Source organism: Actinomadura flavalba DSM 45200 (genome assembly GCF_000374305.1).
Lineage (GTDB): Bacteria > Actinomycetota > Actinomycetes > Streptosporangiales > Streptosporangiaceae > Spirillospora > Spirillospora flavalba.
Map to the genome: position 1 here is coordinate 23,863 of NZ_KB894100.1, position 26,968 is coordinate 50,830.

General features: G+C 77.2%; 11 protein-coding genes. 4 read left to right on the plus strand and 7 right to left on the minus strand.

Annotated elements, in window-relative coordinates:
- The first annotated feature begins 10 nt into the window (after window positions 1-10).
- The 3 genes from C229_RS0123795 to C229_RS33155 are packed head-to-tail and all read left to right on the plus strand — an operon-like array spanning window position 11 to window position 3,842.
- A complete protein-coding gene (locus C229_RS0123795) occupies window positions 11-2,023 on the plus strand; it encodes a phosphopantetheine-binding protein (protein ID WP_026314107.1) in 2,013 nt (670 codons plus the stop codon).
- The gene (locus C229_RS0123800) at window positions 2,020-3,084 is read left to right on the plus strand and encodes a saccharopine dehydrogenase NADP-binding domain-containing protein (RefSeq protein ID WP_018657625.1); all 1,065 of its coding nucleotides are present in this window, start codon (window positions 2,020-2,022) and stop codon (window positions 3,082-3,084) included. The genes C229_RS0123795 and C229_RS0123800 overlap by 4 nt, the downstream gene beginning before the upstream one ends.
- 17 nt (window positions 3,085-3,101) lie before the next feature.
- Entirely contained in the window at window positions 3,102-3,842 is a 741-nt protein-coding gene (locus C229_RS33155; protein WP_018657626.1) for a class I SAM-dependent methyltransferase, read from the plus strand.
- On the opposite strand, the gene C229_RS0123810 is transcribed toward C229_RS33155, so the two are convergent.
- Window positions 3,793-4,557: a thioesterase II family protein gene (locus C229_RS0123810; RefSeq protein WP_018657627.1), complete on the minus strand. Its 765-nt coding sequence runs from the start codon at window positions 4,555-4,557 to the stop codon at window positions 3,793-3,795. The genes C229_RS33155 and C229_RS0123810 overlap by 50 nt on opposite strands.
- Window positions 4,558-4,584: 27 nt before the next feature.
- On the opposite strand from C229_RS0123810, the gene C229_RS0123815 reads away from it, so the two are divergent.
- On the plus strand, window positions 4,585-5,511 hold the full coding sequence (locus C229_RS0123815; RefSeq protein WP_018657628.1) for an NAD(P)/FAD-dependent oxidoreductase: 927 nt from the start codon (window positions 4,585-4,587) through the stop codon (window positions 5,509-5,511).
- Window positions 5,512-5,570: 59 nt separating this feature from the next.
- Here the strand turns inward: C229_RS0123815 and C229_RS33160 are convergent, their stop codons facing one another.
- Genes C229_RS33160 through C229_RS35875 form a run of 6 tightly spaced genes read right to left on the minus strand, consistent with a single transcriptional unit; the run spans window position 5,571 to window position 26,765 of the window.
- The gene (locus C229_RS33160) at window positions 5,571-8,180 is read right to left on the minus strand and encodes a methyltransferase (RefSeq protein ID WP_018657629.1); all 2,610 of its coding nucleotides are present in this window, start codon (window positions 8,178-8,180) and stop codon (window positions 5,571-5,573) included.
- Window positions 8,164-11,205: an ATP-binding cassette domain-containing protein gene (locus C229_RS33165; RefSeq protein WP_018657630.1), complete on the minus strand. Its 3,042-nt coding sequence runs from the start codon at window positions 11,203-11,205 to the stop codon at window positions 8,164-8,166. Before C229_RS33165 ends, C229_RS33160 begins: the two co-directional genes overlap by 17 nt.
- On the minus strand, window positions 11,199-12,140 hold the full coding sequence (locus C229_RS0123835) for an ABC transporter permease (protein WP_018657631.1): 942 nt from the start codon (window positions 12,138-12,140) through the stop codon (window positions 11,199-11,201). Before C229_RS0123835 ends, C229_RS33165 begins: the two co-directional genes overlap by 7 nt.
- Window positions 12,137-13,645: an ABC transporter substrate-binding protein gene (locus C229_RS0123840; RefSeq protein ID WP_026314109.1), complete on the minus strand. Its 1,509-nt coding sequence runs from the start codon at window positions 13,643-13,645 to the stop codon at window positions 12,137-12,139. The genes C229_RS0123835 and C229_RS0123840 overlap by 4 nt, the downstream gene beginning before the upstream one ends.
- A gap of 44 nt (window positions 13,646-13,689) precedes the next feature.
- Window positions 13,690-21,756 carry a type I polyketide synthase gene (locus C229_RS34740; protein ID WP_018657633.1) on the minus strand — a complete coding sequence of 2,689 codons (8,067 nt, stop codon included), beginning with the start codon at window positions 21,754-21,756 and terminating at the stop codon, window positions 13,690-13,692.
- Complete coding sequence (locus C229_RS35875) at window positions 21,753-26,765, minus strand: non-ribosomal peptide synthetase (RefSeq protein WP_051109077.1); 5,013 nt, start codon at window positions 26,763-26,765, stop codon at window positions 21,753-21,755. The genes C229_RS34740 and C229_RS35875 overlap by 4 nt, the downstream gene beginning before the upstream one ends.
- Window positions 26,766-26,968 lie beyond the last annotated feature (203 nt).

Consider the following 26,968-nt stretch of genomic DNA (forward strand, 5'->3'; position numbering starts at 1 on the left):
ACCGTTGACCGTGCCCCCCACCCTGGAGAGCGACCTGGCCGCGATCTGGGCCGAACTGCTCGACCTCGACCCCGCGTCGATCGCCCCCGACGCGACGTTCCTGCGGCTCGGCGGCGACTCGGTGCTCGCCGTGCGCATGTCCGCGCTGGTCCGCCGCCGCCTCGCCGTCGAACTGGCGCTCGCCGACGTCACCGTGGAGATCAGCCTCGCCGCCCTCACCGACCTGGTCCGCGACCGCGCCTCCGGTGACGGCGCGGGCGCCCGCGCCCTGCCGGTGGAGATCGTCCGCCGCCCCGACCCGTCCGCGCCGTTCCCGCTGATGCCGCTCCAGCAGGGCTACTTCGTCGGCCAGCACGACGGCTGGGAGCTGTCCTACGCCTCCGCCCACTTCTACGGCGACCTGGCGCTGTCGCGGATGGACGCCGACGAGGCCGCCGAGACGCTGGCCGACGCGCTGCACCGCCTCGCCCTGCACCAGCCGACGCTGCGCGCCCGCATCACGCCCGAGGGCGAGCAGTACGTCCTGCCGCCGGACGCGCCGGGCGCGATCCCCGGGCCGCGCGTCCTCGACCTGCGCGACGCCGCCGACGCCGAGATCGCGGCGGCGCTGGCGGCGACCCGCGCCGAGATGAGCACGTCCGGCCCGAACCCGCTCACCGGGCCGGGCGTGGACGTCCGCCTGACGCTGCTGCCCGGCGGCCGGGGCCGCCTGCACACCGCGATGAGCCTCATCGCCATGGACGGCTGGTCCGCGACGGTGCTCAACCGGGAGCTGCTGACCCTCGCCACCGACTGGAACGCCGTCCCGGCCCCGCTGGAGGTCGACTTCGGTGACTACGTGGCCGCGATCGAGCGGCTGCGGCACACCGGCGCGTGGCAGGCCGACCGCGACTGGTGGCACGACCGGCTGGACGCGTTCCCGCCGCCGCCCGCGCTGCCGCTGCTCGCCGACCCCCGCGACGTGGCGCCCGACCTGATGGACACCCGCGACGCGCGGCTGGCCGCCGACCGCTGGACGGCCCTGAAACGCCGCTGCGCCGAGCACGACGTCACCCCGTCGGCGGCGATGCTCACCGCGTTCGCCGTCGTCCTCGCGCGCTGGGCCGGGCACCGCGCGATGCTGCTCAACACCCTCCAGCTCAACCGGCTGCCGCTGCACCCCGACATCCACCGCACGATCGGCGCGTTCGCCGCGACGATGCTGGTGCCGGTGGACCTGGACGGCGCCGCCGCCTTCTCCGACCTCGTCCGCGCCCAGCAGCGGACGTTCACCGAGCACGCCGCGCACAACCTCGTCACCGGCGTGGAGGTCTCCCGCGAGCTGGCGCGGCGGCGCGGCACGGTCCGCCCGGTCGCGCCGATCGTCTTCCAGAGCACGCTCGGCATGGACGCCGCGATCGGGCAGCGGCAGGCCACCGCCGCCGGTCCGCTGGGCGAACTGGACTTCGGTGACTTCTACCACCAGCTCCGCACGCCGCAGGTCGCGCTGGAGGCGCGGTTCTGGGAGATGAACGACGAGATGGCCGTCGCGTTCTCGCTGGTGGGGGAGCTGTTCGACCCGAGCGAGGTCGACTACGCCTTCGCGGAGCTGGTCGAGCTGATCGGCGCGCTGGCCGACGGCTACGGGTGGGACCGCGTCCTGCCGTTGCCGGACGCCGCGCGCCCCGGCCCGGCGGACGGCCACGGACGGGACCGCGCGCTCGCGCTGCCGGACGCCGCGTATCCCGGCCCGGCCGAGGGCCTGCGCGTCGGTGACGAGCCGCGCGCCGAGGCCGCCGTGGCGCCCGGCCCGCCGCGCGACGAGCTGGAGCAGCGCATCGCGGCGCTGTGGGAGGACCTGCTCGACGCGCCCGTCCTGGACCGCGCCGAGACGTTCTTCGCCCTCGGCGGCGACTCGCTGCTGGCCGTGCGCGCCGTGGCGCGGCTGGCGAAGGAGACCGGCCGGGCGGTCGGGGTCCGCCGCTTCCTGGACGTCCCGACCGTGGCGGGCCTGGCCGACGCCGTCCGGGAAGGGACGGCGTGACGCGGTTCGGGGTGCTGGGCGGCTCGGGCACCGTCGGCCGCGTCGTCGTGGACCGGCTGGCCGGGGCGGGGCCGCTGCGGGTGGGCGGACGCGACGCGGGCCGTGCGGCGGAGGTCTGCGCGTCGCACCCCGGCGCGGAACCGGTCCGCGCGGACCTGGCCGACGCGGCGGGCCTGGCCGCGTTCTGCGCGGGCTGCGACGTCGTGGTCAACTGCGCCGGGCCGTCCTACCGGGTGCTCGACCGGGTGGCGCGCGCCGCCCTGGCGGCCGGGGCGCACTACGTGGACGCGGCGGGCGACGTCGTCGCGCTCGACGCTCTCGCGGACGGCCCGCCCGCGCGCCTGGCCGACCGGGCGGCCGTGTTCTCCGCCGGGCTCATGCCGGGGCTGTCCGGCCTGCTGCCCCGGGTGCTCGCCGCCGCCGGTCCGCTCGCCCGGCTCGACGTCTACGTCGGGGGAGCGGCGGCGATCGGCCCGCTGTCGGCCGTGGACGCGCTGCTGACGCGCGGCCCCCGCTTCGGCACCGCGCTCGCCGCCTGGCGCGGCGGCGCGGTCGTGCCGAACGCGCTGCGCCCGCTGCGGTCGGTCGCGCTGCCCGGGTTCCGGGGCCGCGTGCACGCGTGGCCGTTCCTGTCGGCGGAGGCGGCCGGGCTCGCCGCCGCCCTCGGCGTGGACGAACTGCGCAACCACACCGTCTACGTCACCGAGGAGATCCCGCGCGCCCTCGCGGCGGCGTGGGCCGACGAGGAAGGGCCGGTGGACGCGCACGTCCCCGCCGTGGTGGCCGCCGCCGACGCGGACCTGGCCGCCACCGGGCCGTACTACACGCTGCTGTTCCAGGCCGTCCCGCGCGAGCACGTCCCCGGGCGGCCGCGGCGGCTCGTCCTGCGCACCCCCGACTCCTATGCGCTCAGCGGCGTCGTCGCGGCGCTCACCGCCCGAGCCCTCGCGGACGGCGCGATCCCGCCCGGCGCGCACCTGGCGGCCGACGTCCTCGACCCCGCCGCCACCCTGGCCGCGCTGCGCGGCGACCCGCTGGTGACCGGCGTCGAACTGACCTGACCGAGAAGGGCACGACCATGACCGACGAGAGCACGCGGGCCGAGCGGGGCGAGGGCTACGCCGTCAACGCCCCCTACTACGACCTCATCATCCCCCGCGAGCACTGGGACTCCGTGGCGGACGCCGTGACCGGGTTGCTCAAAGGCGCCCGCCGGGTCGCGGAGATCGGTGCCGGGACCGGTCACTTCACCGCCGCGCTGCTGCGCGCCCTCGGCCCGGACGCCGAGATCCGCGCGATCGAACCGGCCCGCGTCATGCGGGCCGCGCTCGTCACCCGCCTCGCGGCCGACCCCGCCGCCGAGCGCGCCGTGACCGTCCTGCCCGAGGACGCCCTGACCGCCGACCCCGGCACCGATCTGGACGCGGTGCTGCTGCTCAACCTCGTCATGCACTTCGGCCCGGACGAGCGCGCCCGCCTGTGGCGCCGGTGGGCGGACGCGCTGCGCCCCGGCGGCCTGCTGGTCGTCGAGGCGCAGCACCCGCAGACGGCCGAGCCCGTCGCGCCCGTCGTCCTGCCGGGCCGCGCCCTCGGTCGCCACCGCTACGAGACCTTGTCCCGCGCCGACGTCCTGGACGCCGGCCGGGTCCGCTGGACCAACACCTACCGGACGTTCGAGGGCGACCGGCTGATCCGCGCGGAGACGGCGACGTTCGACTGCCACGTCGTCTCCGACGCCGTGCTCGCGCGGGAGCTGACCGCCGCCGGGCTCACCGCCGTCCCGTCCGCCCCGCCCGGTCTGCACGTGTGGCGGCGGTGAGAATCCGGCGCAGGGCGGCGAGGACCGCGGCCCGCTGCGGCACGAGGTAGAAGTGGTCGCCGGGGAACACCCGCGCCTCCACGCGGCCGGTGGTCGCGTGCCGCCAGCGCAGCGTCTCGGCCGGGGTGAGGTCGGGGTCGCGATCACCGATGAAGGTCGTGACGGGGCAGCGCAGCGGCGGGTGCGGGCCGGGCCGGTAGGTCTCGATGACGCGGTAGTCGGCCCGCACGTACCGGAGGATCAGCGCGCGCAGGTCCGGGTCGCGCAGGACCTCCGGGTCGGTCCCGCCGAGGCGGGTCAGCTCGGCGTGCAGCCCGGCGTCGTCGCGGCGGTGCACGTCGCCGCCGCGCTCGTCGTGCGGGGCCTCCCGCGCGGAGGCGATCAGGTGGACGGGCGGCGCGGCAAGACGCTGGGCGGCCTCGTAGGCGACGGTCGCGCCCATGCTGTGCCCGAACAGCGCGTACGGGCGGGCGGTGAGCGGCGCGAGAGCGGCGGCCACGGCGTCCGCGAGCGCGTCCATGCTCGCGGGCGGCGGCTCCCCGGCGCGCTCCTCCCGGCCCGGGTACCGCACGGCGACCAGCTCGACGGACGGCGGGAGCAGCGCCGCCCACGACGCGAAGAACGACGCCCCGCCGCCGCCGTGCGGGAGGCAGACGAGCCGCAGCGCGGCGGCGGGATTCGGGTCCGGACGCCATAGCCATCCGTTTTCCGGCATGATAATCATTCCTATGAGGAGGTCGACATGTACGACGTGATCGTCATCGGCGGCGGCCCGGCCGGGCTCAGCGCCGCGCTGGTCTTCGGGCGGCAGCGCCGCCGCGTGCTGCTCGTGGACGGCGGCAGCGTCCGCAACGAGCCCGCCGACGCGATGCACATGTACCTCAGCCGGGACGGCTTCCCGCCCGCCCGGCTCCTCGCCCTCGGCCGCGACGAGATCGCCGCGTACCCGTCCGTGGAGATCCGCCCCGGCGTGGTCGTCGCCGCGCGCGGGGCCAGCGAGGACTTCACCGTCGAGCTGGCCGACGGCGCCGTGGAGAAGGCCCGGCGCCTCGTGCTGGCGACCGGGCAGGTCGACGAGCCGTACGCCGACGTCCCCGGCCTGGCCGAGCGGTTCGGCCGCAGCGTCTTCCACTGCCCGTTCTGCCACGGCTGGGAGACCTCGGGCCAGACGCTCGCCGTCGTCACGACCGTGCCGCAGGAGGCGATGCTCGCCCTCTACGTCGCTGACCGGTTCAGCGACGACGTCGTCCTGTGCACCCACGGCCCCCGGGAGATCCCGGCGGAGATCGCGGCCAAGCTCACCGCGCGCGGCGTCGAGGTGCGCTCCGCGCCGATCACCGCCGTCACCGGCGAGGCGGGCGCGCTGCGCCTCGAATTCGCGGACGGCGGCACGCTCGACCGCGAGGCGATCTACCACCGCGCGCCGACGCGGCAGCACTCCGGCCTCGCCGCGCAGCTCGGCTGCGAGATCCTCGACGACGGCACCGTCCGCGTCAACGAACTCCAGGAGACCACCGTGCCCGGTGTGGCCGCCGCGGGCGACACCGCCAAGCTGCCCGCCGTGCCGGACGCGGCGACGCTCGTGTCGCTCGGCGCCGCCGACGGCGTCCGCGCCGCCCTGTGGATGGAGGGCGACCTGTTCCGGGCGGACCTGGCCGCCGCCCCCTGAACGCCGGTCCGGGGGTCTTCCGAGCACCCGGCCCCCGGACCGGTCCCGTCCGCGCGACGTCATCGCGGGCGGCGCGCGACGAACAGGTGCAGGCCCGCCGCGGCGAGCGGGTGGTGCGCGTCGGGCAGCGTGAACCACGGTTCCAGGCCCGCCGCGCGCAGCCCGTCGTTCCACTCGTCCGGAGTGAGGAAGACGCGGTCGCGCGCCGCGCGCGGGTCGCGCGGGTCCAGCCGGAGTTCGCCGGGCGGGCCGGACATGAGGAACTGCATCGACGCCAGGATCGACGGCAGTTCGCGCCCGGTCTCCACGAACACCAGCAGCCCGCCCGGCGCGAGCAGCCGCGCCAGCCGGGCCAGCATGTCGCCGGTGTGCCGGGCGTTGTGCAGGACGTTCGCCGACAGCACGACGTCCATCGAACCGGGCGGCACGCCCTGCTCGGCCGGGTCGTTGACGTCGTACGGCGCGAACCGCGTGCCGGGCCGGTCACCGAACCGGGCGCGGCCGAGGGACAGGAAGTAGCGGGAGACGTCGGTGAACAGGTAGTTCACCGGGCCCCGGAGCGCGTCCAGCGCGGCGGCCGTCGTCCCGCCGACGCCCGCGCCGAGCTCCAGGACGCGCGGCGGGGCACCGGCCTCGGCCCAGCGCAGCACTTCCGCGACCCCGGCGTTCAGCGGCCGGTTGACCGGGTTCTCCCGGTAGGCGCCGTCGGCGGTGGCGGTGTCGTCGAACAGCAGGCTCTGCACCGGCAGCTCGTCGCGCAGGATCTCCGGCAGCCGCGCCATCGCGTTCAGCAGGAAGTCGGTGGTCGCGGCGGGGTAGCCGACCGCCTCGCCCTCGTCGGCCAGGCCCGCGCGGGCGGCCCCGAGCCGCCTGCGGGCGCCCTGGCGCAGGCCCGTGTAGCGGTCGCCGTCCAGGCGCAGCAGCCGGTCGTGCCGGACCAGCGCGTCGAGCCAGCGGCGCAGGAGCCAGCGGTGCCGGTCCGCGACGCCGAGCGCGTCCGCGAGCGCGGCGGCGTCGAAGCCCCGGTCGCGGCGGGCGATCTCGGCCGTGCGCAGCGCCGCGCACATCGCGTCCAGCGCGGTCTCGTCCAGGCGGCGCAGGAACGTCAGCAGCGGCGCGGGGTCGGGAGTCGCCGCCGCCTCGTAGGCGCGGGCCGCGCGCTGCGGGAGGCCCGGTTCCACGGTGACGGCGACGTCGCCGGGGTGCCCGGCACGCCGCAACGTCAGCCGGGCGATCTCGGTGAGGCGACGTTCCACGAAGGCGGCGAACGGATCGTGGACGGTCCCGGGCGCGCCGGCGATCCGCGCCACGGGCACGGCGGCGGCCCCGGCGGGCCGCACGACTTCGGCGCGCGCCGGATCGCGCGGATCAGCGACGACGGCGGCATCCGGGGCGATCGCCCGCAGGCGCGCGGCCGTGACGGCACCGGGGACATCCGACAGCGGCGCGAGCGGGATACCGCACACGCGCACCGGGCCGCTGCCGAGCAACGACGCCAACACGGCGCCCCGGTCGACGGCGAGGCCGACGGCCCGGTCGTCGGGCGGGCCGGTGGACGGGCTGGTGGGCTGGTCGGTGGCCCGGGTGGCGGGCGGGTCGTGGGGCAGGTGGGTGGTCCGGGCGGCGGCCTGGTCGTCGGGCGCGTCGTCGGGCCGGTCGGCGGGCGGGCTGGTGGCCGGGACGGCGGCCTGGTCGGTGGGTAGGTCGGTCCAGGCGATGTTTTCGGGGGTGGGTGGTTCGGGGGTGTCCACGTACAGGACGGCGTCGAAGCGGTAGCGGGTGAGTTCGGTGTCGGCGCGCATCGTCTTGGGGTGGACGCTCATCCGGACGTCGCGGCCGAGGGACGCGCCGATCGCGGCGGCGCGGCGGGCCAGCAGCGGGGGGTCGAACAGGAACTCGGCGTCGCGGGCGGCGCGTTCGGCCGCGCGGGCGTCGATCCCGGGCCCGGGGGCGGCCGAGCGCTCGATCCAGCGTGCGAAGGCGGGCAGCAGCCGGGCGTCGCGGACGTCCCCGACCAGCACGGTGCCGCCGGGGGAGACGAGCCCGATCGCGGCCCGCAGCACCGCGTCGAGGTAGGCGACGCCGGGGAAGCACTGCGTGATCGAGTTGAGGACGACGCAGTCGGGCCGCCCGTCCGGGAACCCGGCCTCGGTCATGGCCGCCCGGACGGGCCCGGACGCCAGCGCGTCGGCGGCGGCGCGGACGAACGCGGTGCCGGGCGCCGCGCCGTCCGCGAGCCGCCGGACCGCCGTCTCGGCCACGTCGGTGCCGACATAGCCGGACACGCGGCCGCGCAGCCGGTGCGCGAGCAGGCCCGTCCCGCAGCCGGGTTCGAGGACGTAGGACGGCTCGGCCGCGAGGATGAGTGCGACGGTGTGGTCGGCCCACTCCCGCATGTGCTCGGCGGGAAGGGGCCGCCCGGTGTCGGACGCGCGCCACCCGGACAGGTCGAGGTCGGCGGCGTGGCGGTGCTCGGCCTTGCCGTAGGTCCAGTCGTAGACCTCGCTCCAGCTCTCCAGGAACTCCCGCACCAGCGCGCCCGGTTCCGGGACCACGGCCGTCGCGGCGGGGGCGGGGGAGATCCGGAGCGTGCGTCCGTCGGGGTCGAGGCGGGCGTCGTCGATGCAGGGGTGCGCGCGCAGGACGGCGGGGTCAACGGGGACGGACATGGGACTTCTCCGTTCGAGGCGGGGCCTGGGGGACGAGGGCCTGGTCGTGCAGGTGCAGGACCCGGTCGGCGGTGGCGGCGACGGCCGGGTCGTGGGTGACGAGCAGCACCGCGAGCCCGGCGGCGCGCAGCTCCGCGAGCAGGTCCAGGACGGACGCGGCGGACGCGGCGTCCAGCGCGGAGGTGATCTCGTCGGCGAGCAGCAGCACGGGCCCGGCCGCCAGCGCACGCGCCACGGCGACCCGCTGCCGCTGCCCACCCGACAGCTCCCCGGGCCACCGCCCCGCCACCCCCGAATCGAGCCCCACCCGCCGCAGAAGCCCGGCCACGTCGGCGTCCACGCGCGCAACACGCCCCCGCCCGCCCACCGCGCCCAGGGGGCGGAGCACGGCCCGGACGCGGTGGCCTGCGCGCTGACGTTCGGACTCACGGGTGCTTGCTGCGCGGCTGGCACGCAAGGCGCGGGCGAGGGTGGTCGGGATGCGGCGGATGGGTTTCAAGGCGCCCGCCGGGTCGCGGCCCGGCGGCCGTCGCTTGGGTGCGTCTGCGACGCGGGCGGCGTGCAGGGCGCGGGTGAGGGTGGTTCGGATGCGGTGGGCGGGGTTCAGCGCGCCCGCCGGGTCCTGGGCGACGAGTTGGACGGCGTGCAGGTCGGCGCGGGCGCGGTCGCGTAGTGCCCAGGGGAGGGGGCGGCCGTTCAGGTGGGCGCGGCCGGTGGCCGGAGGGTCCAGGCCCGCCAGGGCGCGGAGGAGGGTGGTCTTTCCGCTGCCGGACATGCCGGTGAGGGCGACGAGTTCGCCGCGCGCGATGGTGAACGAGGCGTCGTCCAGCAGCGTGGCGGTGCCGCGCGCGAGGGTGAGGCCGGTGACCTCTAGGACCGGTGCGCCGGTCGGCGTGGCGGCGCGGGGCGCGGGCCGGGGGACGGGCTCGGGGCCGACGTCCACGACGCGGTCGGCGACGCGCTCCACGAACGCGCGGTCGTGCGAGACGAGCAGTGTGACGCCGGTTCCTCCGCGCCGGGACCGGACCGCCGCCTCGACGTGTTCCAGCGCGCCCGCGTCCAGGCCGGTGGTCGGCTCGTCCAGGACGAGCAGGTCGGGGTCGTCCAGCAGGGCGCGGGCGACGGCGACGCGCTGCGCCTGGCCGCCGGACAGGCGGCCCGTCCGGCGCGTCCCCGCGTCGGCGGGCAGGCCGAGCGCCGCCAGCGCCGACCGCGCCCGCTCCACCGGGACGCGGCGGCCGTCGAGCACGGCCCGCTCGGCGGTGTGCAGCGGGTCGAGGGTGGCGACGGGGTCCTGCTCGACGAGCGCGACGTGCGCCCGCCGCCAGCGCCGCCCCGCCCGTCCGCCCGGAACCGGCGCACCGTGCCAGCACACCGTCCCGTCCACGGCGAGGTTCGGCGGCAGCAGCCCGAGAACGGTGCGCAACACGGTCGTCTTCCCACCCCCGGACGCCCCGACGACCGCGACGACCTCCCCGGGCGCGGCACACAGATCGACCCCGGCGACGAGCACCCGCCCACCCCCGTCCCACACCGTCAACCCGTTCACGACAAGCCCACCCCCGAGCCCCGACTCACACCGCACCCGCCCAAGCGACCCCACTCGCGCACCGCGAAGAACGGCCGCGAGCAGCGCGGCGCGGCGGGTGCGCCCCGGTCTCGTGCCGAGGAGGTCGGCGCGTCGCCTGCGCGTACGGTCGCCGGACGCGGCCCCGGCGGTGCCCGGCCGCGTGCGGCGAAGGACGGCCGCGAGCAGCGCGCCGCGCCGCTGACGCGCACGGTCGCCGGGTGCGGCCCCAGCGGTGCCTGGTCGCGTGCGGGGGAGGACGGCCGCGAGCAGCGCGGCGCGGCGGGTGCGCTCCGGTCTCGTGCCGAGGAGGCCGGCGCGCCGCCTGCGCGTGCGGTCGTCGGGTGCGGCCCCGGCGGCGCCGGGTCGCGTGCGGGGGAAGACGGCCGCGCGGTCGCGGGGCGTGGGTCCCGCAGCGCCCGGTCGCGTGTGCGGGAGGACGGCCGCGAGCAGCGCGGCGCGGCGGGGTGGGCGGTCGCCGGGCGCGCGGTGGGCGTGGTCCGGTCTCGTGCCGAGGGAGGCGGTGCGCTGCTCGTGCGTGCGGTCGCCGGGTGCGGCGCCTGGTCGCGTGTGGGGGAGGGCGGCTGTGAGCGGCGGGGCGTGGTGGCGTGGGTCGTTGTCGGGTGGGCGGGGTCGGTTTGTGTTGGGGAGGGTGTGGGCTAGTAGGGCTGCCGTTGCTGCGAGGGTTGCGAGGGCGGTTGCGGGGGCGGCCATTGCCGCCGGGTTCAGTGGGGTGCCCGGCAGGTTCTGGTGGAGCATCACGCCCCAGTCGGGGGAGTGGGTGTCGGGGCCGAGGCCGAAGACGGCGAAGGCCGCCGTGAGTTGGAGCGCCATGACGAAGCGCGCCACCAGGTCGGCCGCCGCCGCGCCCGCCAGCGACGGCAGCACCTCGCGGACCAGGAGCGACGCCGTGGTCTCGCCGCGCCCGCGCGCCGCCTCGACGTACCCGGTGCCGCGCGCCCGACGCGTCAGGTCCCGCGTCAGCCGCAGGCCGAGCGGCGCGCCCCCGCAGGCCGTCGCGGCGACCACCGCCGCGTCCGCCGGGAGGGACACCGCGAGCACCAGCGCCAGCAGCAGGAACGGCGTGGCGAGCAGGACGTCGGCGGCACCGGTGAGGACCCGGTCGGTCCGCCCGCCCGCCCAGCCCGCGACGAGCCCGCCAACCGTGCCCAGCACGGCGGCGGCCAGCGCCGCGACCAGGGCGAGCAGCGTCAGGTCGCGGCCGCCCGCGAGCACCCGGGACAGGACGTCGCGTCCGGCGTCGTCGGTGCCGAGCACCGCCGCGCCGCCGGGCGGCTCCCAGGGGATGCCGAGCGAGACGCCCGGATCGTGCGGCGCGAACCATCCGCCGAACAGCGCCACCCCGAGCACGGCGAGAGCCACGAGGAACCCCGGCCGCCCGCGGAAGGAGCCGCCGAGCCGTCTGGCCGGGACGGCGAGCGCGGGCCGTCTCAGCACGGGCGCTCCTCGTCGGTCAGGGCCGCCGCCAGGTCGGCCGCCAGGAACCCGGCCAGAACGACGCCGGTCGCCGCCAGCGCGATCGCCTGCACGACCGGGACGTCGCGGGACGCCACCGCCCCGGCCAGCAGTTCGCCCAGCCCCGCGTAGCCGAAGAACGTCTCCACCACGGCCGTCGCGGCGAGCGTCCCGCCCGCCAGCAGCGCGAAGATCCGCAGCGCGGGCGCCAGCAGGAACGGCAGGACGTGCCGCGCCGCGACCTGCCGCGCGGGCACGCCGCGCGCCACGGCGGCGGCGACGTGCGGACGGCGCAGCGTGTCCGCGACCGCGCCGCCGAGCATCGTCGCGCCGTAGGCGGCGGACGGGATCGCCAGCGTCAGCGCCGGCAGCACGAGCAGCGCCGGATCGTCCAGCGGCGACCCGCCCGCCGGGAGCAGCGACACCGGCGGCAGCGCCCGCAGCAGGCCCGCGAACACGGTGACGAGCAGCGCGGCCAGCACCACCTGCGGCAGCGCCGCCGCGACGGTGACGAGCCCGCCGACCGGCCGGGCGGCGCGCGACCGCCGTCCGGCCGTCGCGCCGAGCAGCCACGCCAGCGCCACCGTGAGCGGCACCGTCAGCGCCATCGCGGCTCCGGCCAGCGTCAGCGTCGCGGGCAGCCGCTCGGCCACCACGTCGCCGACCGGACGGCCGGTGAGCAGCGACCGTCCCGCGTCGCCGCGCGCCAGCCCGGTCACCCAGTCGGCGTAGCGGCGCCAGACGGGACGGTCCAGGCCCAGTTCGGCGCGGAGCCGGTCCTGCTCGGCGGCGGTGGCGCGCCCGCCGGTGCGGGCGTCGACCGCGTCGGACGGCAGCAGCGCGGTCGCGCCGAACACCACGACCGACGCGAGCGCCGCCACCGCCGACAGGCGCGCCAGGATGCGCGGAACGGTCACGGGAGGAGCCGCGTCCTCTCGATGAAGTTGCTGCCGAACCCGGCCCCGGTGGGCAGGTCCGCGACCTTGGCCGACGTCAGGTCCAGTCCGTCGCCGGCCGCCCAGACGACGTAGCCGCCCTCGTCGTGGATCTCGCGCTGGAGCGCGCCGAGCGCGGCCCGCCGCTTCGCGGGATCGGCGGTGGCCAGCGCGGCGGCGAAGCCCTCGTCCCACGCGGGACGCTTCCACGCGGTCTCGTTCGTCGGCGCTGAGCCGAGCAGCGACACCCGGGCGACGTCCAGGAACGGGATGCCGCCGAAGAACCCGGTGTAGAAGTCCTTCTTGGCGAACACCTCGGTCCAGTAGGTGTCCGGCGGCTCGTTCACGACCTTGACCGTGATGCCCGCTTCGCCGAGCTGGCGGCCGAACAGGGTCGCGGCGGTGTCCATGCCCGGGTAGGACGTCGTGGTGGACAGCGTGAGGGTCAGCCCGTCGCCGTGCCCGGCCTGGCGGAGCAGGTCCCTGGCCTGGGCGAGGTCCCGGGTGCGCTGCGGGACGTCGCCGGGGCTGCTCGGGTCCGCCGGGGTGAGCAGGTCGTTGCCGAGCCTCCCGTAGCCGAGGAAGACCTTGTCCAGCAGTTCCCGCCGGTCGGTGGCCAGTTTGATCGCCTCGCGCACCCGGGGGTCGTCGAACGGCTCGCGGTCCAGCCGCATGACGAACGGGTACATCGTCATCGCCGGGCGGTGCACGATCGTGACGTCCTCGTTCCCCTTGACCTGCCGGGCCGTCGCGGGGTTGACGCCGATCGCCACGTCCGCCTGCCGGGACAGCACCGCCTGAGCGCGGGCCCCCGGGTCGATGACGGCGCGCACCTCGATGCGGCGCGTCGGCGGACGCTCGCCCCACCACGCGTCCTTGCGTTCCAGGACGGTGTTCTGGAGGTCGCCGCCGGTCATCGCGTACGGCCCCGACCCGGGGGCGGGCCGGTCGAACGTGCGCGTGCCGTCCGGCACCACGAAGCTGATCGACTCCAGCGCGCGCGGCACCTCGGCGTAGGGCGCGGTGGTGCGCAGTTCGAGGGTGTGGTCGTCCACCGCGCGCGACCGGGCGACGTCGAACATCAGCAGTCGGCCGAAGTTCTCGGCGGCCTTGGCGTGGACGCGGCGCAGCGAGAACAGCGCGTCGGCGGCGCGGACGGGGCGTCCGTCGGAGAACGTCGCGTCCGTGCGCAGCCTGACGGTCCAGGTGGTGAGCTTCGCGTCCGGCGTGAACGAGGTGGCGAGCCGCATCTCCGTGGTGCCGTCGGGCCGGGGCTTGGTGAGGACGTCGTAGAGCAGGCCGAACCGGACCAGGTCGGACTGGTTGATGATGCCGCCGTGCGGATCGTGCGTCGCGGTGGCGGGCGCGCCCACGGTGACGTAGCGCAGGGCGGCGCCGGAGGCGGCGGGCTCGTCGCCGCCGCAGGCGGACAGCGACACGGCCAGGCCGAGCGCGAGCACGCCGGAGGGGGCGTGAAGGAGTTTCATGATCGGTTTTCTCTCGGTGCCGGAAGGGATGGGGGTGCCGCGGGTCAGGCGAGGCCCGGCGCGCGGTCGATGAGGGCGGCGAGCCGCGCCAGCGCGGGCGGGCGCAGCAGGCCGTAGTGGTCGGCGTCGACGCCGTGGACGTCCAGCGGCCCGGCCAGGTGGCGGGACCAGCCGAGGTCGGGCAGGCCGGGCGGGGTGTCGTCCACGCCCATGCCGATGCCGGAGTTGCGGGACGCGGGACGGTCCGCGCGGACCAGCAGCGTCCGCACGCGCGGATCGTCGATCCGCGCCGGGGTGTGCGCGGCCAGGCCGCGCAGGTGCCGGGCGAAGACGGCGACGCGTTCGCGGACGTCGTCGCGGCGGCCGAGCAGCCGCCGTGCTCTGAGCCGCCGCGCGACCTCCGCCTCGCGGGCGTCCCGGTCCAGCGCGCGGAGCGCGGCGCGACCGGCCTCGGTGCCGACGCCGAGGTCGACGCCGCCGAACGCCTCGTAGGCGGCGAGCAGCCGGACGGTCGTCTCCCCGTCGCCGTCGACGGGCGTGATGTACGTCGGGTCGTTGGCGTCGAGCATCACCAGCAGGTCGACGCGGTGCCCGTCGGCGACGAGCCGCCGGGCGACCTCCTGGCCCAGGCTGCCGCCCATCGACCAGCCGCCGAGCGCGTACGGGCCGGGGGAGCGCCGCGTCAGCGCCGCCGCGTACCGGGCCGCCAGCTCCGGCAGGCCCTCCGGCGCGGCGGCGCCGAGCAGGCCGGGATCGGTGACGGCGACGACGGACACGGACGCGTCGAGCGCGGACGCCAGGTCGGCGTAGCACATCACGTCGCCGCCGGACGGGTGCAGCAGGTAGAGCGTGCGGTCACCGGTGCCGTCGCGCAGGGGGACGAGGACGTCGTCGTCGCTGGGCGGGTGTGGGGGGTGGGGCTTGTGGTTGTTGGTGCTGTCGTGTCGGAGGGCGAGGGTGTCGTCGTCGCCGGGTGGACTGGGGAGGTGGGGCGTGTGGTCGTCGGTGTTGTTGTGCGGGGGGATGAGGGCGTCGTTGGGCGGGTGTGCGTGGTGGGGCGTGCCGTTGTCGGTGCTGTCGTGTCGGAGGGCGAGGGTGTCGTCGTCGCTGGGCGGGCTGGAGAGGTGGGGCGTGTGGTCGTCGGTGGGGATGAGTGCGTCGTCGTTGGGCGGGGGCGTGTGGTCGTCGGTGTTGTTGTGTTGGGGGGCGAGGGCATCGTCTCCGGGGGGCTGCGCGTCCCAGGTGGTGGGGGTGGTGGCGAGCGTTCGCAGGCGCTCGGCGTACCCGGCGAACACCCGGTCGACCTCGGCGGCGGGGAGCACGCCGTCCACGGCGTCCCACTGCACGAGCAGTTCCCCGCGCTGGACGAGGACCTGGTGGTCGAGCCACACCTGCGGCGTCTGGCTCAGCGCGTGCGTCTGCTCCCCGATCCACTGGAGGTCGGGGTCGCCGCCGACCAGGTCCTCCAGGCCGAGCGCGCTGGTGAACACGACCGGGACGCCGTCCACCCGCCCGGTCCGGGTCGCGCGTTCGGCGAGCAGGTCGAGGGCCGAGTACGCGCGGTGGTCCAGGTCGTCGAAGAGGCGGGTGTGCGTGGCCCGGACGTGGTCGGCGAACGTGCCCGGCGTCCGCCGGTCCGCCTCGTGCAGCAGGAGGGAGGTGAAGTCGCCGACGACGGCGTCCACGTCGGGGTGCACGGGAGGACGGTCGAACAGCGTGAGGGTGAGCGTGAAGTGCGGGCTTTCGGACCACCCGGCGAGCGCTTCGGCGTAGGCGGTCAGCAGGACGGCGGTGGGGGTCGCGCCGCGCCGGGCGGTCTCCGCGCGCAGCGCGTCCCACTCGGGCGCGGTCAGCCGCGCGGTGCGCCGGACGAACACCGGCGGCTCGTGCGGCTCGGTCACGGCACCGGCACGCACGGCCGCGCCGGTGCCCGGAAGGGCGGGCGGGCCGGGCAGCGTGTCGAGCCGGTCCCGCTCGTGCGGCTCGGTCACGGCAGGCCCGGCGTCGGCGCGTACGGCCGCCCCGGTGACCGGTAGGGCGGGCGGGCCGGGCAGTGTGTCGAGTCGGTCCCGCTCGTGCGGCTCGGTCGCGGGAGCCCCGGCGTCGGCGCGTACGGCCGCCCCGGTGACCGGTAGGGCGGGCGGGCCGGGGAGTGTGTCGAGCCGGTCCCGCCAGTAGGCGGCGGCCGAGCGCCACGCGTCGCCGCCGCGGTCGGGCTCCATGGCGCGGACGCAGGCGGCGAAGTCGATGCCGATCTCCGGCAGCTCCGCGCCGGGGTCCTCGTACAGGCGCCGGACCTCGCGGTCGATGATCCAGTAGCTTCCGGCGTCGCAGATCAGCACGTCCACGCCGAGGAACAGCCGCGTCCGCCCGCCGGGCAGCCGGGCGGCCTGGATCTGGACGAGCGGCCAGCGGTCGGACGGTCCCGGGTCGCGGGAGATCCGGTCGCGGAGCCGGGCGAGGCGGCGTTCCCGGGCGTCGCCGGGCATCTCGGTGAGGTCGTGGACGCGGACGCGGTAGGGCGGGACGTCGGCCAGGGTGCGCAGGCGTCCGTCGGCGGTGGTGACGGTGCGGAGCATGGGGTGCCGGTCGATGACCGTGCGCCACGCGCGTTCGTACCGGTACAGGTCCAGGTCGGGGCAGTCGTACTCCAGGTAGAAGTGGCAGGCGACGTCGCCGAGCGCGTAGCCGCCCCCGCGCCCGACCCAGTAGGCGTGCTGGACGCGCGTCATGGGGAACGAGTCCCCGGCGGCGCCCCCGGCCGGGGTGGCGCCGTCGGTCGGGGCCGGGACGCCAGTCAGGGCGGTGCCGTCGGCTGGGGTGGTGCCACCGGTCGGGGCCGGGACGCCGGTCGGCGTGGTGCCGTCGGTCGGGGTGGTGTCGCTCGTCGGGGCGGTGCCTTCGGTCGGGGCGGGGACGTCGGCCTGGTCGGCGCGACCGGTCGGGGTGGCGCTGTCGGTCGGGGCCGGGACGTCAGCCGGGGCGGTGCCGTTAGCCGGGGTGGCGCTGTTGGTCGGGGTGCCGCCACCGGTCAGGGTGGTGTCGTTAGTCGGGGCGGGGGCGTCCGGCGGCGCCGGTGTGCCGTGGGTGAGCAGGGCGGCCAGCCCGGCGAGCGTGGGGGCGGCTAGCAGGTCCCGGAGCCGCAGCTCGACGCCGAAGGCGGCTCGGAGCCGGGTGAGCATGCGCGTGGCGAGCAGGGAGTGGCCGCCGAGGGCGAAGAAGTCGGCGTCGGGCGAGGTGACGGGGACGCCGAGCAGGTCGCTCCACAGCCGCGCGACGGCGCGCTGGTCGCCGTCGAGGGCGTCGTCGGCGGCGCCCGGCGCGGTGGGCTCGGTGAACGCCGACGCCGCCGCGCGCTCACGCAGGTCGGTGGTGGAGACGGCGACGACCGGCGGGGTGCCGGGGCCGTTCGCCGCCAGGACGCGGTCCAGCGCGTCCATTCCGGTGGCGGCGTCGAGCGCGAACGTCAGGCGGACCTGGCGCTCCCCGCCCAGCGGGCCGACCTTCCACGCGTCCCAGACGGCGCTGACCCAGCGCGTCGTGCCGGTGGACGCCTCGGCGAGCGCGTCCAGGTAGCGGTTGGCGGCGCAGTACGGGCCCATGCCGATGCCACCGAGCAGCGTGCCCGCCGACGACATCAGCACGACCGTCGCGGGCTCGCGTCCGGGCGGCAGCGCGGCCAGCGCGTCCCGCAGCGCGAGCGCCCCGCCGATCTTGGACGCGACGTGCCCGGCGACGTGCTCGGCCGTGACGCGCCGCAGCGGTTGCAGGTCGGCGGACGCCACGACCCCGGCGGCGTGCACGACCACGGCGATCCGCCCGGCGGCGTCCAGCTCCCGCACGAGCGCGCCGGTCGCCCCGGCGTCGGCGGCGTCGACCCGCCGGACCTCGACGTCCAGCCCCTCCGCCCCGAGCCGCCGCAACGCCTCGGCCCGCGCGCCCGCACGCGGCACGCCGCCCCGCGACGTGACCACGACCCGCAACCCCCGCCGCGCGAGATGCGCGACGACGGTCAGCCCCACGTCCCCGAGCCCACCGGTGACCAACGCGATCTCCCCGGCCCCGCCGCCCCCGGCCGCCGCGCCGTGCCCGGCTGCTGAGCCGTGCTCCGCTGCCGTGCCGTCCCCGGCCGCCGCGCTGTGCCCGGCTGGCGTGCTGTGCCCGGCCGCCGTACCTTCCCCGGCCGTCGTGTTGTGCCCGGCTGGCGTGCTGTGCCCGGTTGCCGTGCCTTCCCTGGCCGCTGCGCTGTGGCCGCTTACCATGCTGTGCCCGGTTGCTGCGCCGTGCTCCGCGCCGGGGTGCCGCTCGTCCGCGACGCGCAGCGCCCGCAGCGCGTCGGGGTCCGGCGCTGCCGCGCCGTGCCCGGCCGTCGTGTTGTGCCCGGCTGCTGAGCCGTGCTCCGCTGCCGCGCCGTCCCCGACCGCCGCACCGTGCCCGGTTGCCGCGCTGTGCCCGGCCGCCGGGCCGTCCCCGGCTGGCGTGCTGTGCTCGGTTCCCGCGCCGTGCTCCGCTGCCGTGCCGCCCCCGGCCGCCGCGCTGCGCCCGGCCGTCGTGCTGTGCTCGGTTGCCGCGTCGTGCTCTGCGGTCGCGGCGTCCCTCATTGCGGCGCCGTCTCCGGGCGCCTCGCGTGCGGGTTGCCAGGCCCGGAGGCCGCGCAACCGGCGGACGCCGCCGCGCAGGGCGACGTCCTGGCCCGAGCCCGCGCGGTGCAGGTCGGACAGTTCCGTCAGGACGGTCGCCGGGTCGGCGGGGCCGTCCAGGTCGAGGGTGCGCCACCGCAGGCCGGGATGCTCCTGGGCCAGGACGCGCGGCAGCGCGAGCGCGGCGGCGCGGGCCGGGTCCGGGCGGTCGCCGCTCTCGACCCGCTGCGCCGAACGGGTCACCTGGAGCAGGACGTCCGGCGGGACGGTCAGCGCGGCGGCCAGGCGCGCGTGGGCGAGGACGTCCTCGGTCACGTCCGCGTCCTCGCCCATCAGGACGACGACGCCCGTCCACTCACCGGGCTCGACGGCCGTCTCGGCCCGCGCCCCGGCGGCGCGCAGCGCGGCGGCGACCGGTTCGGCGCCGGCGCCGGTGACGAGCCAGCGGCCGGTGAACCGTCCGGGCGCGTCCAGCGGCGGCACCTGCCGCCAGACGGGCACCTGCAACGGCTCGGCGGCGTCGGGCACCGGGCCGCCGGTGTCGGCGGCCGGTCCGGGCGGGTCGATCCAGAACCGGCGGCGCTGGAACGCGTACCCGGGCGCGGCGATGCGGCGGCGGCCGGGCGCGTGCAGCGCGCCGAACTCGACCGGGACGCCGTGCGCCCACAACCGCCCGGCGGCGGCGCGGACGGCCGTGAGGTCGTCGCCGTCGTCCACCGCCAGCGCGGGCACGGTCCCGGCGAGGGCGGGCAGGCCGTGCGCGCGGGCGAGGGTCGCGAGCGCGGCGCCCGGCCCGACCTGGACGAGCACGGCGGGCGCGTCCCCGACGGCGGCGCGCACGGCGGGGGAGAACAGGACGGGGTCGCGGAGTTGCCGCACCCAGTGCTCGCCCGTGCCCGCCTCCGCGCCGATCGGCGCCCCCGTGACCGTGCTGATCATCGGGACGCGGGGCGCGGCACCGGTCGCCAGCCCGCGCGCCGCCGCCCGCATCGCGGGCAGCGCGCCGTCGATGAGCCGCGAGTGCGCGGCGCCGTCGAACCGCAGCCGGGTCGTCTCGGCACCGGCCGCGCGGGCGGCGGCGTCCAGCGCGGCGACGGCGGCGCGCGGCCCCGACACCACGCACGACGCGGGCGCGTTCACGGCCGCCAGGTCCACGTCCGGGTGCCGGTCCAGGAGGGCGCGGACGTCGTCCTCGGGCAGCGCGACGGCGAGCATCGCGCCGTCCCCGGCGGCGTCCCGCATCGCGGTGGACCGCGCGGCGATGAGGCGGACCGCGTCGGTGAGCGGCAGCACCCCGGCGACGACCGCCGCCGTGTACTCACCGAGGCTGTGGCCGAGCACGGTGGACGGCGCGACGCCCCAGGACTCCAGCAGCCGCGCCGTGCCGAGCGACACCGCGAACAGCGCGGGCAGCCCGTGCACCGGCCCGTGCGCCCGCTCGGGACCGGCGGTGCCCTGAACGACGTCGCGCAGGTCGAGGCCGAGCAGGTCGTCGAACAGCTTCGCGCACTCGTCCACGACGGCCGCGAACACCGGCTCGGCCGCGTAGAGTCCCGCGCCCATGCCGGGCCGGGCACTGCCGCCGCCGGGGAACGCGAACACCACGCGCGGCGGGCCGGTCACCGGGCCGGTGACGGACCCCGTCCGCAGCGCCTCCGCGAGATCGGCGCCCTCAGCGGCCACGACCGCCATCCGATACGGCAACTCCGCGCGCCCTATCTGCGAGGTATACGCCAAATCAGCCAACGCCCCCGCCGCCGACGGCGGCCCGGTGAAGGGGACGGCGCACTGCGCCTCCGCGAGGCCGCCGCCCTCGATCGCGGCGATCGACGTCGGGTGGACCGGTTCGGCACGGCCCGCCCGCGTGCTGCGCGCCGGCTCGGCCGCCACCGATGGCGGCCCGGTGACGCCGGCGGTGCGCTGCGTCTCCGCGAGCCCGCCCCCGGCGGCGATCGAGGTCGGGTGGGGTAGTTCCGTCCGGCCCGCCTGCGTCGTGTGCGCCAGGTCGGGTTGCGCGCCGGGCGGCGCGGTGGCGGCGGTCGGCGTCTGGTGGGGCGCGGTGTCGTGCCAGGCTGCCAGGTCGGCGGCGGCGCGTCGTAGGGCGGCGGCGCTGTGCGCGGACAGCACGACCGGGTGCGGACGCCGGTCCGGTGGCGACGGCGCTCGCTCCGGCGCGGGCCCGACGACGACGTGCGCGTTGGTGCCGCCGATGCCGAACGAGCTGACGCCCGCCAACGGCGGCCCGTCGAACGGCCGCGTCTCCGCCACGACCTCGAACGGCGACCCGTCCAGCCCCAGCAGGTCGTTCACCGGGCGGGCGTGCAGGGACGCGGGCAGCGTCGCGTGCCGCACCGCCAGCACCGTCTTGATGAACGACGCGATCCCGGCGGCGGAGTTGGCGTGGCCGATGTTGCTCTTCACCGACCCCAGCCCGCACCACGCCGGGCCGGTGCCGCCGAAGACGCGGCGCAGCGCGGCCACCTCGATCGGGTCTCCGATGCGCGTGGCCGTGCCGTGCGCCTCCACGTAGCCGACCTGCCGGGGCTCGACGCCCGCGACCGCGTGCGCCTCGGCGATCACCCGCGCCTGCCCCGGGAGGGACGGCGCGGTGAAGCCCGCCTTGGCGGCACCGTCGTTGTTGATCGCGGAGCCGTGGACGACGGCCAGCACGGGGTCGCCGTCGTCCAGCGCGTCGCCCAGGCGGCGCAGCACGACCGCGCCGACGCCCTGCGAGTACACGATGCCGGTGCCGCGCGCGGAGAACGGCCGGACCGTGCCGTCGGCGGAGTAGATGCCGTCCGGCGTGGACAGGTAGCCGTGCCCCTGCGGGACGATCAGCGAGACGCCGCCCGCGAGCGCGGTGTCGCACTCGCCCGACAGCAGCGACTGCGCGGCCATGTGCACCGCGACCAGCGACGTCGAGCACGTCGTGTTGACGGCGACGGCCGGGCCGGTGAGGTCGAGCCGGTACGCGGTCTGCAACGGCAGGTAGTCGGTCTGCGTGGCGATCGCCGTCTGGAGGCTGCCCGCCGGGTCGGCGCCGCCGCCGGTGGTGTCCCAGCGTCCGGCCAGGTTCGCGGCCAGGTACGCGCTCTGCGACGCGCCCGCGAACACCCCGACCGCCCCGGCGCCGCGCCCGCCGCCGTGCCCCGCCTGCTCCAGCGCCCGCCAGGCGCACTCCAGGAACAGCCGGTGCTGCGGGTCGAGCAGCGCCGCTTCGGCGTCGGTCAGGCCGAACGGGACGGGGTCGAACAGGTCCTGCCCGTCGATCAGCCCGGCGACCGGCACGTACGCGGGGTCGCGGCGCAGGCCCGGCGCGACGCCGCGCGCGGCCAGGTCGTCGTCGGTGAGCCGGGTGAGGCCGCTGCGGGCCTCGGTCAGCAGGTCCCAGAAGGCTTCGGCGTCCGGCGCGCCGGGGAAACGGCACGCCAGGCCGACGACGGCCACCGCGTTCTCGTCGGCTCCGCTCATCGGGCGACCTCCTCGGCACGCCGGCGCGCACGACGCCGCGCGTCGGCACGGCGGGCGGAGCCGTCCTCGACGGGTTCGGGTTCGGGCGCGGCGTCGACGGGCGGCGCGGCGCCGTGGACGAGCCCGGTCAGGAACTCCGCCAGTTGCCGCACGGTGGGCCGCGTGAACAACTCGACGACCGAAAGCTCGACCCCGAGCGCCGCGACAATCCGCGCGTGAGCCCGCACCAGAGTCAACGAGGTCGCACCGAGCCGCAGAAAAGGCGTGCTGACATCGACAGGCGCACCCCCGAGCAACTCACTCAACGTACGCACGACCAACCTTTCGATCGCCACATCAACCCCACCCCCGCCCACCCCGGCCCCGACTCCGACTCCGGCCCCGACTCCGGCCCCGACTCCGGCCCCGACTCCGGCCCCGACTCCGGCCAGTCCACCCCCCAGCGCGCCACCCTCACCCGAATCCATCCCGACCGACCCGACACCGCCCACCACACCCGCCGCGAACATCGAGCCCGCCCCGGCCGCGCTCGTCGCCCCTGTACCGGCGGCGTCCACTGCACCCGGCTCGGACATCGAGCCCGCCCCGGCCGCGCTCGTCGCCCCTGTACCGGCGGCGTCCACTGCACCCGGCTCGGACATCGAGCCCGCCCCGGCCGTGCCCATCGAGCCCGGCCCGGCGACGTGCACCGCGCCCGGCGCGGAAGTCGAGCCCGCCCCGCCCGCGTCCGTCGAGCCGGGCCTGGCGGCGTCCGTCGCGCCCGGCCCGGCGGCGTGCACCGCGCCCGGCCTGGCGGTGCCCACCGCGCCCGGCCTGGCGGTGTCCACTGCGCCCGGCCCGGTGGTGTTCATCGCGCCCGGCGCGGATATCGGGCCCAGCCCGGTCAGGTGCTTCGCGTCCGGCCCGGTGGTGTTCACCGCGCCCGGCGCGGACGTGGGGCCCGCTCCGGCCGTGTCCATCGCGCCCGGGCCAGCGGGATGCGCCGCGCGCGGTCCGGGCATCGCGCGCGATCCGCTCGTGTTCATCGCGTCCGAGCCGGTGGTGTTCACCGTGCCTGGTGTCGGCGCGGGCATCGCGCCTGACCCGGGCGTGCTCATCGCGTCCGGCCCGGGTATCGCGTCCGAGCCGGGGACGTTCGTCGCGCTCGGGCCGAACGTGTCCGGCGCGGGCGTAGCCGCCGATAGCGGGCGTGGGTGGGGGGTCACGCCTGGGCTCGGGTCGGGGAGCACGGTGAATTCCACGAGCGCGTCGGCCGGGAGCAGTGGCTGAACGGCGAGGCCCTGCCGTTCCGCGAACCTCGTGAGTCGGGACGCCCACGTCCCGGCCGCGTCCAGCGCCTCGACCGCCGCCAGCGCGCCGCCCGACAGCCGCAGCGAGACGTCCAGTCCCTCGGCCGCCGCCGCGCGCAACAGGTCGGTCAGATCCTCGTCCGCCACCGCGTGCGACGGGTCGGTCAGGTCTCCGGCCGCCGTCGCGGGGAGCGCGGCGTTCAGGTCCGTGGCCGCCGTTGCGGGCAGCGGGTCGGCCAGATCCTCGGCCGAGGTCGCGGGCAGCATGTCGGATACGCCGTTGGCCGCCGCCGCGCGCAGCGGGTCGGTCAGGTTCCTGGTCCCCACCGGGTGCGACGGGTCGGTCAGGTTCCCGGTCGCCGTCGCGGGGAGCGCGGCGTTCAGGTCCGTGGCCGCCGTTGCGGGAGGCGGGCCGGTCAGGTTCCCGGCCGAGGTCGCGGGGAGCGGGTCGGTCAGGTCCTTGGTCGCCGCCGCGCGTGACGGGCCGGTCGAGTCCGTGGCCGCCGTCGCGCGCCGTGGCTCGGTCAGAGTCGCGGGCGCTGTCGGGGCGGGCTGCGCGGTCGTCGGGTCGTTCGCGCGTCGGAACGGGTTGCCGAGTGCCCTGTAGTCGATCTTGCCGTTGTCGGTCACCGGGAACTCCGGCAGCCACACCAGGCGGGTCGGCACCATGTAGTCCGGCAGGCGCTCGCGCAGGTGCCCGATCAGCTCGTCGTCCGACGGCGGCCGACCGGCGTCGGACGCGACCAGGTGCGCCACCAGGCGCGGTCGGTCGTCCGGCCCCCGCACCGACGACGCCACCGACTGCCGCACGCGCGGCGCCCGGTTCAGCGCCGACTCGACCTCCCCCAGCTCGATCCGGTGCCCACGGATCTTCACCTGGCGGTCCAGCCGCCCCAGGAACTCGATGGTGCCGTCCGTCCGCCACCGGCCCAGGTCGCCGGTCCGGTAGACGCGGCGGCCCAGCAGCGGGTCGTGCACGAACCGCTCCCGCGTCTGCGTCTCGTCACCGATGTAGCCGCGCGCCAGCCCGGCCCCGCCGATGTGCAGCTCACCGGGCACGCCCGCCGGGACGGGCCGCCCGGCCGCGTCGAGGATGTGGAACGACTGCCCGCGCAGCGCCCGCCCGTACGGGATGCTCGCCCAGTCCGGCGACACGTCACCGATGGGGTGGCAGATCGACCAGATCGACGCCTCGGTCGCGCCGCCCAGGCTGACGAGCGTCGCCTCGGGCGCCAGCGCGCGGACCCGGTCGGGCAGCGTCACCGGAATCCAGTCCGCCGACAGGAACACCACCCGCAGCGGCGCCAGCACCGCGCGCGCCCGCTCGGGCTCGATCTCGGCGTACTCGACGAGCATCTCCATCAGCGCGGGCGCGGTGTTCCAGACGGTGACACGGTGCCGTTCCATCAGGTCGAGCCAGTGCCCGGGGTCGCGCTGCCGGTCCGCGTCCGGCAGGACGAGCGCGGCGCCCGTGGCCATGACGCCGAAGACGTCGTGCACGGACAGGTCGAAGCTGAACGCGGACAGGCCGAGCACCCGGTCGTCCAGGCCGACCGGGAAGCGGTCGACGAGGTCGTCGATCGTGGTCCGGACGGCGCGGTGCTCGATGGCCACGCCCTTCGGGCGGCCGGTCGAGCCGGACGTGAAGATGACGTAGGCGAGGTCGTCCGGCGCCGCGCTCTGCGGCTCGCGCTCGTCGTCCGCGCCGTCGAGCGCGCCGGACGGGTCCACGGCGTGGACGGTCACGCCGTCCGGCCAGGCAACGGCCGAGCCCGCCGGGACGAGCGCCCGCGCGACGCCCGCCTGCTCGCACACCGACGCGATCCGCTCGGCGGGCCAGGACGGCTCGACCGGCACGTATCCGGCGCCGCTCGCGGCCACGCCCACCAGCGCGGTGACCTGCTCGACGCCCTTCTCGAACGCCACCGCCACCAGGTCGCCCGGGCCGGTGCCGAGCCCGGACAGCAGCCGCCCGATGCGGCGGGCGCGCTCGTCGAGTTCGGCGTGGGTCAGGGCGGTGGCGGCGTCCAGGAGGGCCGGGGCGTCGGGGTGCTCGCGGGCGGCGGCGCGCAGCGGCGCGTCCATCAGCGGGCCGACGTCGCCGAACGGGCGGGCGGTGAGGGGCTCGTCCGGCAGGAAGGCGGGGTCGGCCCCGAACGCCGGATCGGTCCAGGCGTCCGGGTCGGCGGCGAGGCGGCGCAGCAGCCGCAGGTGCGCGTCGCGCAGCGCGTCCACGTAGTCGCCGGGCAGGGCGCCGTCGGCGGTGTCCCAGGCGACGCGCAGCCGCCCGCCCTCGTCGTGCACGATGTGGTCCAGCGCGACCTGCGGTGTCTGCGAGACGCCGAACACCTCCTCTCCGAGCCAGGCGGCGGGCGCCGACCCCGGCTCGGAGAGCCCGAGGCCGCTGGTGAACACGACCGGATGCGTCGGGACGAGCCCGCCGTCGCCGTGCTCGCGCAGCACCTCGACGCCGGACACGGTGCGGTGGTCCATGTCGGTCCAGAACCGCCGGTTCACCCGCGCCGCGTAGGCGGCGAAACCGGCCGCCGGATCGGCGTCGGGGATCTCCACGAGGATCGTGGACGTGAAGTCACCGACCAGGTGGGCCAGGTCCGGGTCGTCCGGACGGTCGAACAGCGTCGTGTTGAGCGCGAACGGCGCGTCCGCGCCCCACCGCGCCAGGACCAGGGCGAACGCCGCCAGCAGCACGCCGGTGGCGCTCAGCCCGTGCTCGGCGGCCCGTTCCCGCAGCGCGCGCCAGCTCTCGGCGTCCAGCTCGGACGAGCGGCGCGTGAACCGGTGGGAGCGCAGTCCGGCCAGGTCGGCGGCCCACGGGAGCGCGGGTCCGGCGGGCAGGTCCGGGCCGATCCGGTCCCAGTAGGCGCGGTCGCGCTCGCGGCGCTTCGCCTCCTCGGGGTCGGCGGCGCGGCGCTCCACCACCTCGGCGAACGTCAGCGGCGCGGCCGGGAGCGCGGTGCCGGGATCGGCGACGAGCGCGCCCCACTCCGCGAGGACCTGCATCCATCCGGCGAGGTCCAGCGCGAGCACGTCGATGCCGAGGAAGAGCCGGGTGCGCCCGTCGGGCAGGAACGCGGCGCGGATGTCGAACAGCGGCCATCGCGACGCGTCGCGGACCTGGTGCGAGCAGACGCGGCGCATCTCGTCCAGCCGCGCGGCGGCCGCATCGTCGCCCGCTTCGCGCAGGTCCGTCACGTCGATGACGTAGGGCTCCACCGACGGCAGGACGTGCTGCCTCCCGTCGCCGTCGACGACCATCCGCAGCATGGCGTGATGCGCCACGAGCCGGTTCCACGCGTCGGCCAGACGGGCGAGGTCGCCGGACGGCTCGCCCTCCGGCACCCGGTCGTACTCCCGGTAGTAGAACGTCGCGACGCCACCGAGCGGGAACGCCGCGTCGCGCCCGATCCAGTAGGCGGTCTGGAGCGGCGTCAACGCGAACCCGTCGTCACCCCCGGCCCCGGCCCCGGACACCCCGGCCTCGACGACGCTGCGCACGGTCGCCGCACCGAGGAACTCCGAGATCGGCAGGTCGACCCCGAGCTCCAGCAACCGCCGCCGCAACCGCACGGCGGTGAACGACTCCAGCCCGAGCACGGTGAGCGTCGCGTCGGCGTCGGGCACGGACGGCAGCCCCAGCACCTCGGCCACCACCTTGCCCACGTCATCGACCGTCAGGGGCGTGGACGGCACGTCACGCATGAGTCTCCTCGGAGGGAAGGATCAGGAGTCTCGAAGATAACGGTAATCATAATCATTTGGAAGAGCGGGGGGCGGTCCGTGGCGGCGGACGATGGCGGGCCGTGCGGGAGGGGAGGCCGCGAGGTCTGGCTCAGGGCCGGGTCGGCCACGGGCGGCCTCCGGTCGAGAGGCGGCGGGCGGCAGCACGTCCAGCACCTCGTACG

What these genes read in the sequence shown, in the direction of transcription:
- C229_RS0123840 (WP_026314109.1), bottom strand. Translation starts at nt 13,645, where the DNA reads ATGAAACTCCTTCACGCCCCCTCCGGCGTGCTCGCGCTCGGCCTGGCC.
- C229_RS0123810 (WP_018657627.1), bottom strand. Translation starts at nt 4,557, where the DNA reads ATGCCGGAAAACGGATGGCTATGGCGTCCGGACCCGAATCCCGCCGCC.
- C229_RS0123815 (WP_018657628.1), top strand. Translation starts at nt 4,585, where the DNA reads ATGTACGACGTGATCGTCATCGGCGGCGGCCCGGCCGGGCTCAGCGCC.
- C229_RS35875 (WP_051109077.1), bottom strand. Translation starts at nt 26,765, where the DNA reads ATGCGTGACGTGCCGTCCACGCCCCTGACGGTCGATGACGTGGGCAAG.
- C229_RS34740 (WP_018657633.1), bottom strand. Translation starts at nt 21,756, where the DNA reads ATGAGCGGAGCCGACGAGAACGCGGTGGCCGTCGTCGGCCTGGCGTGC.
- C229_RS33155 (WP_018657626.1), top strand. Translation starts at nt 3,102, where the DNA reads ATGACCGACGAGAGCACGCGGGCCGAGCGGGGCGAGGGCTACGCCGTC.
- C229_RS33160 (WP_018657629.1), bottom strand. Translation starts at nt 8,180, where the DNA reads ATGTCCGTCCCCGTTGACCCCGCCGTCCTGCGCGCGCACCCCTGCATC.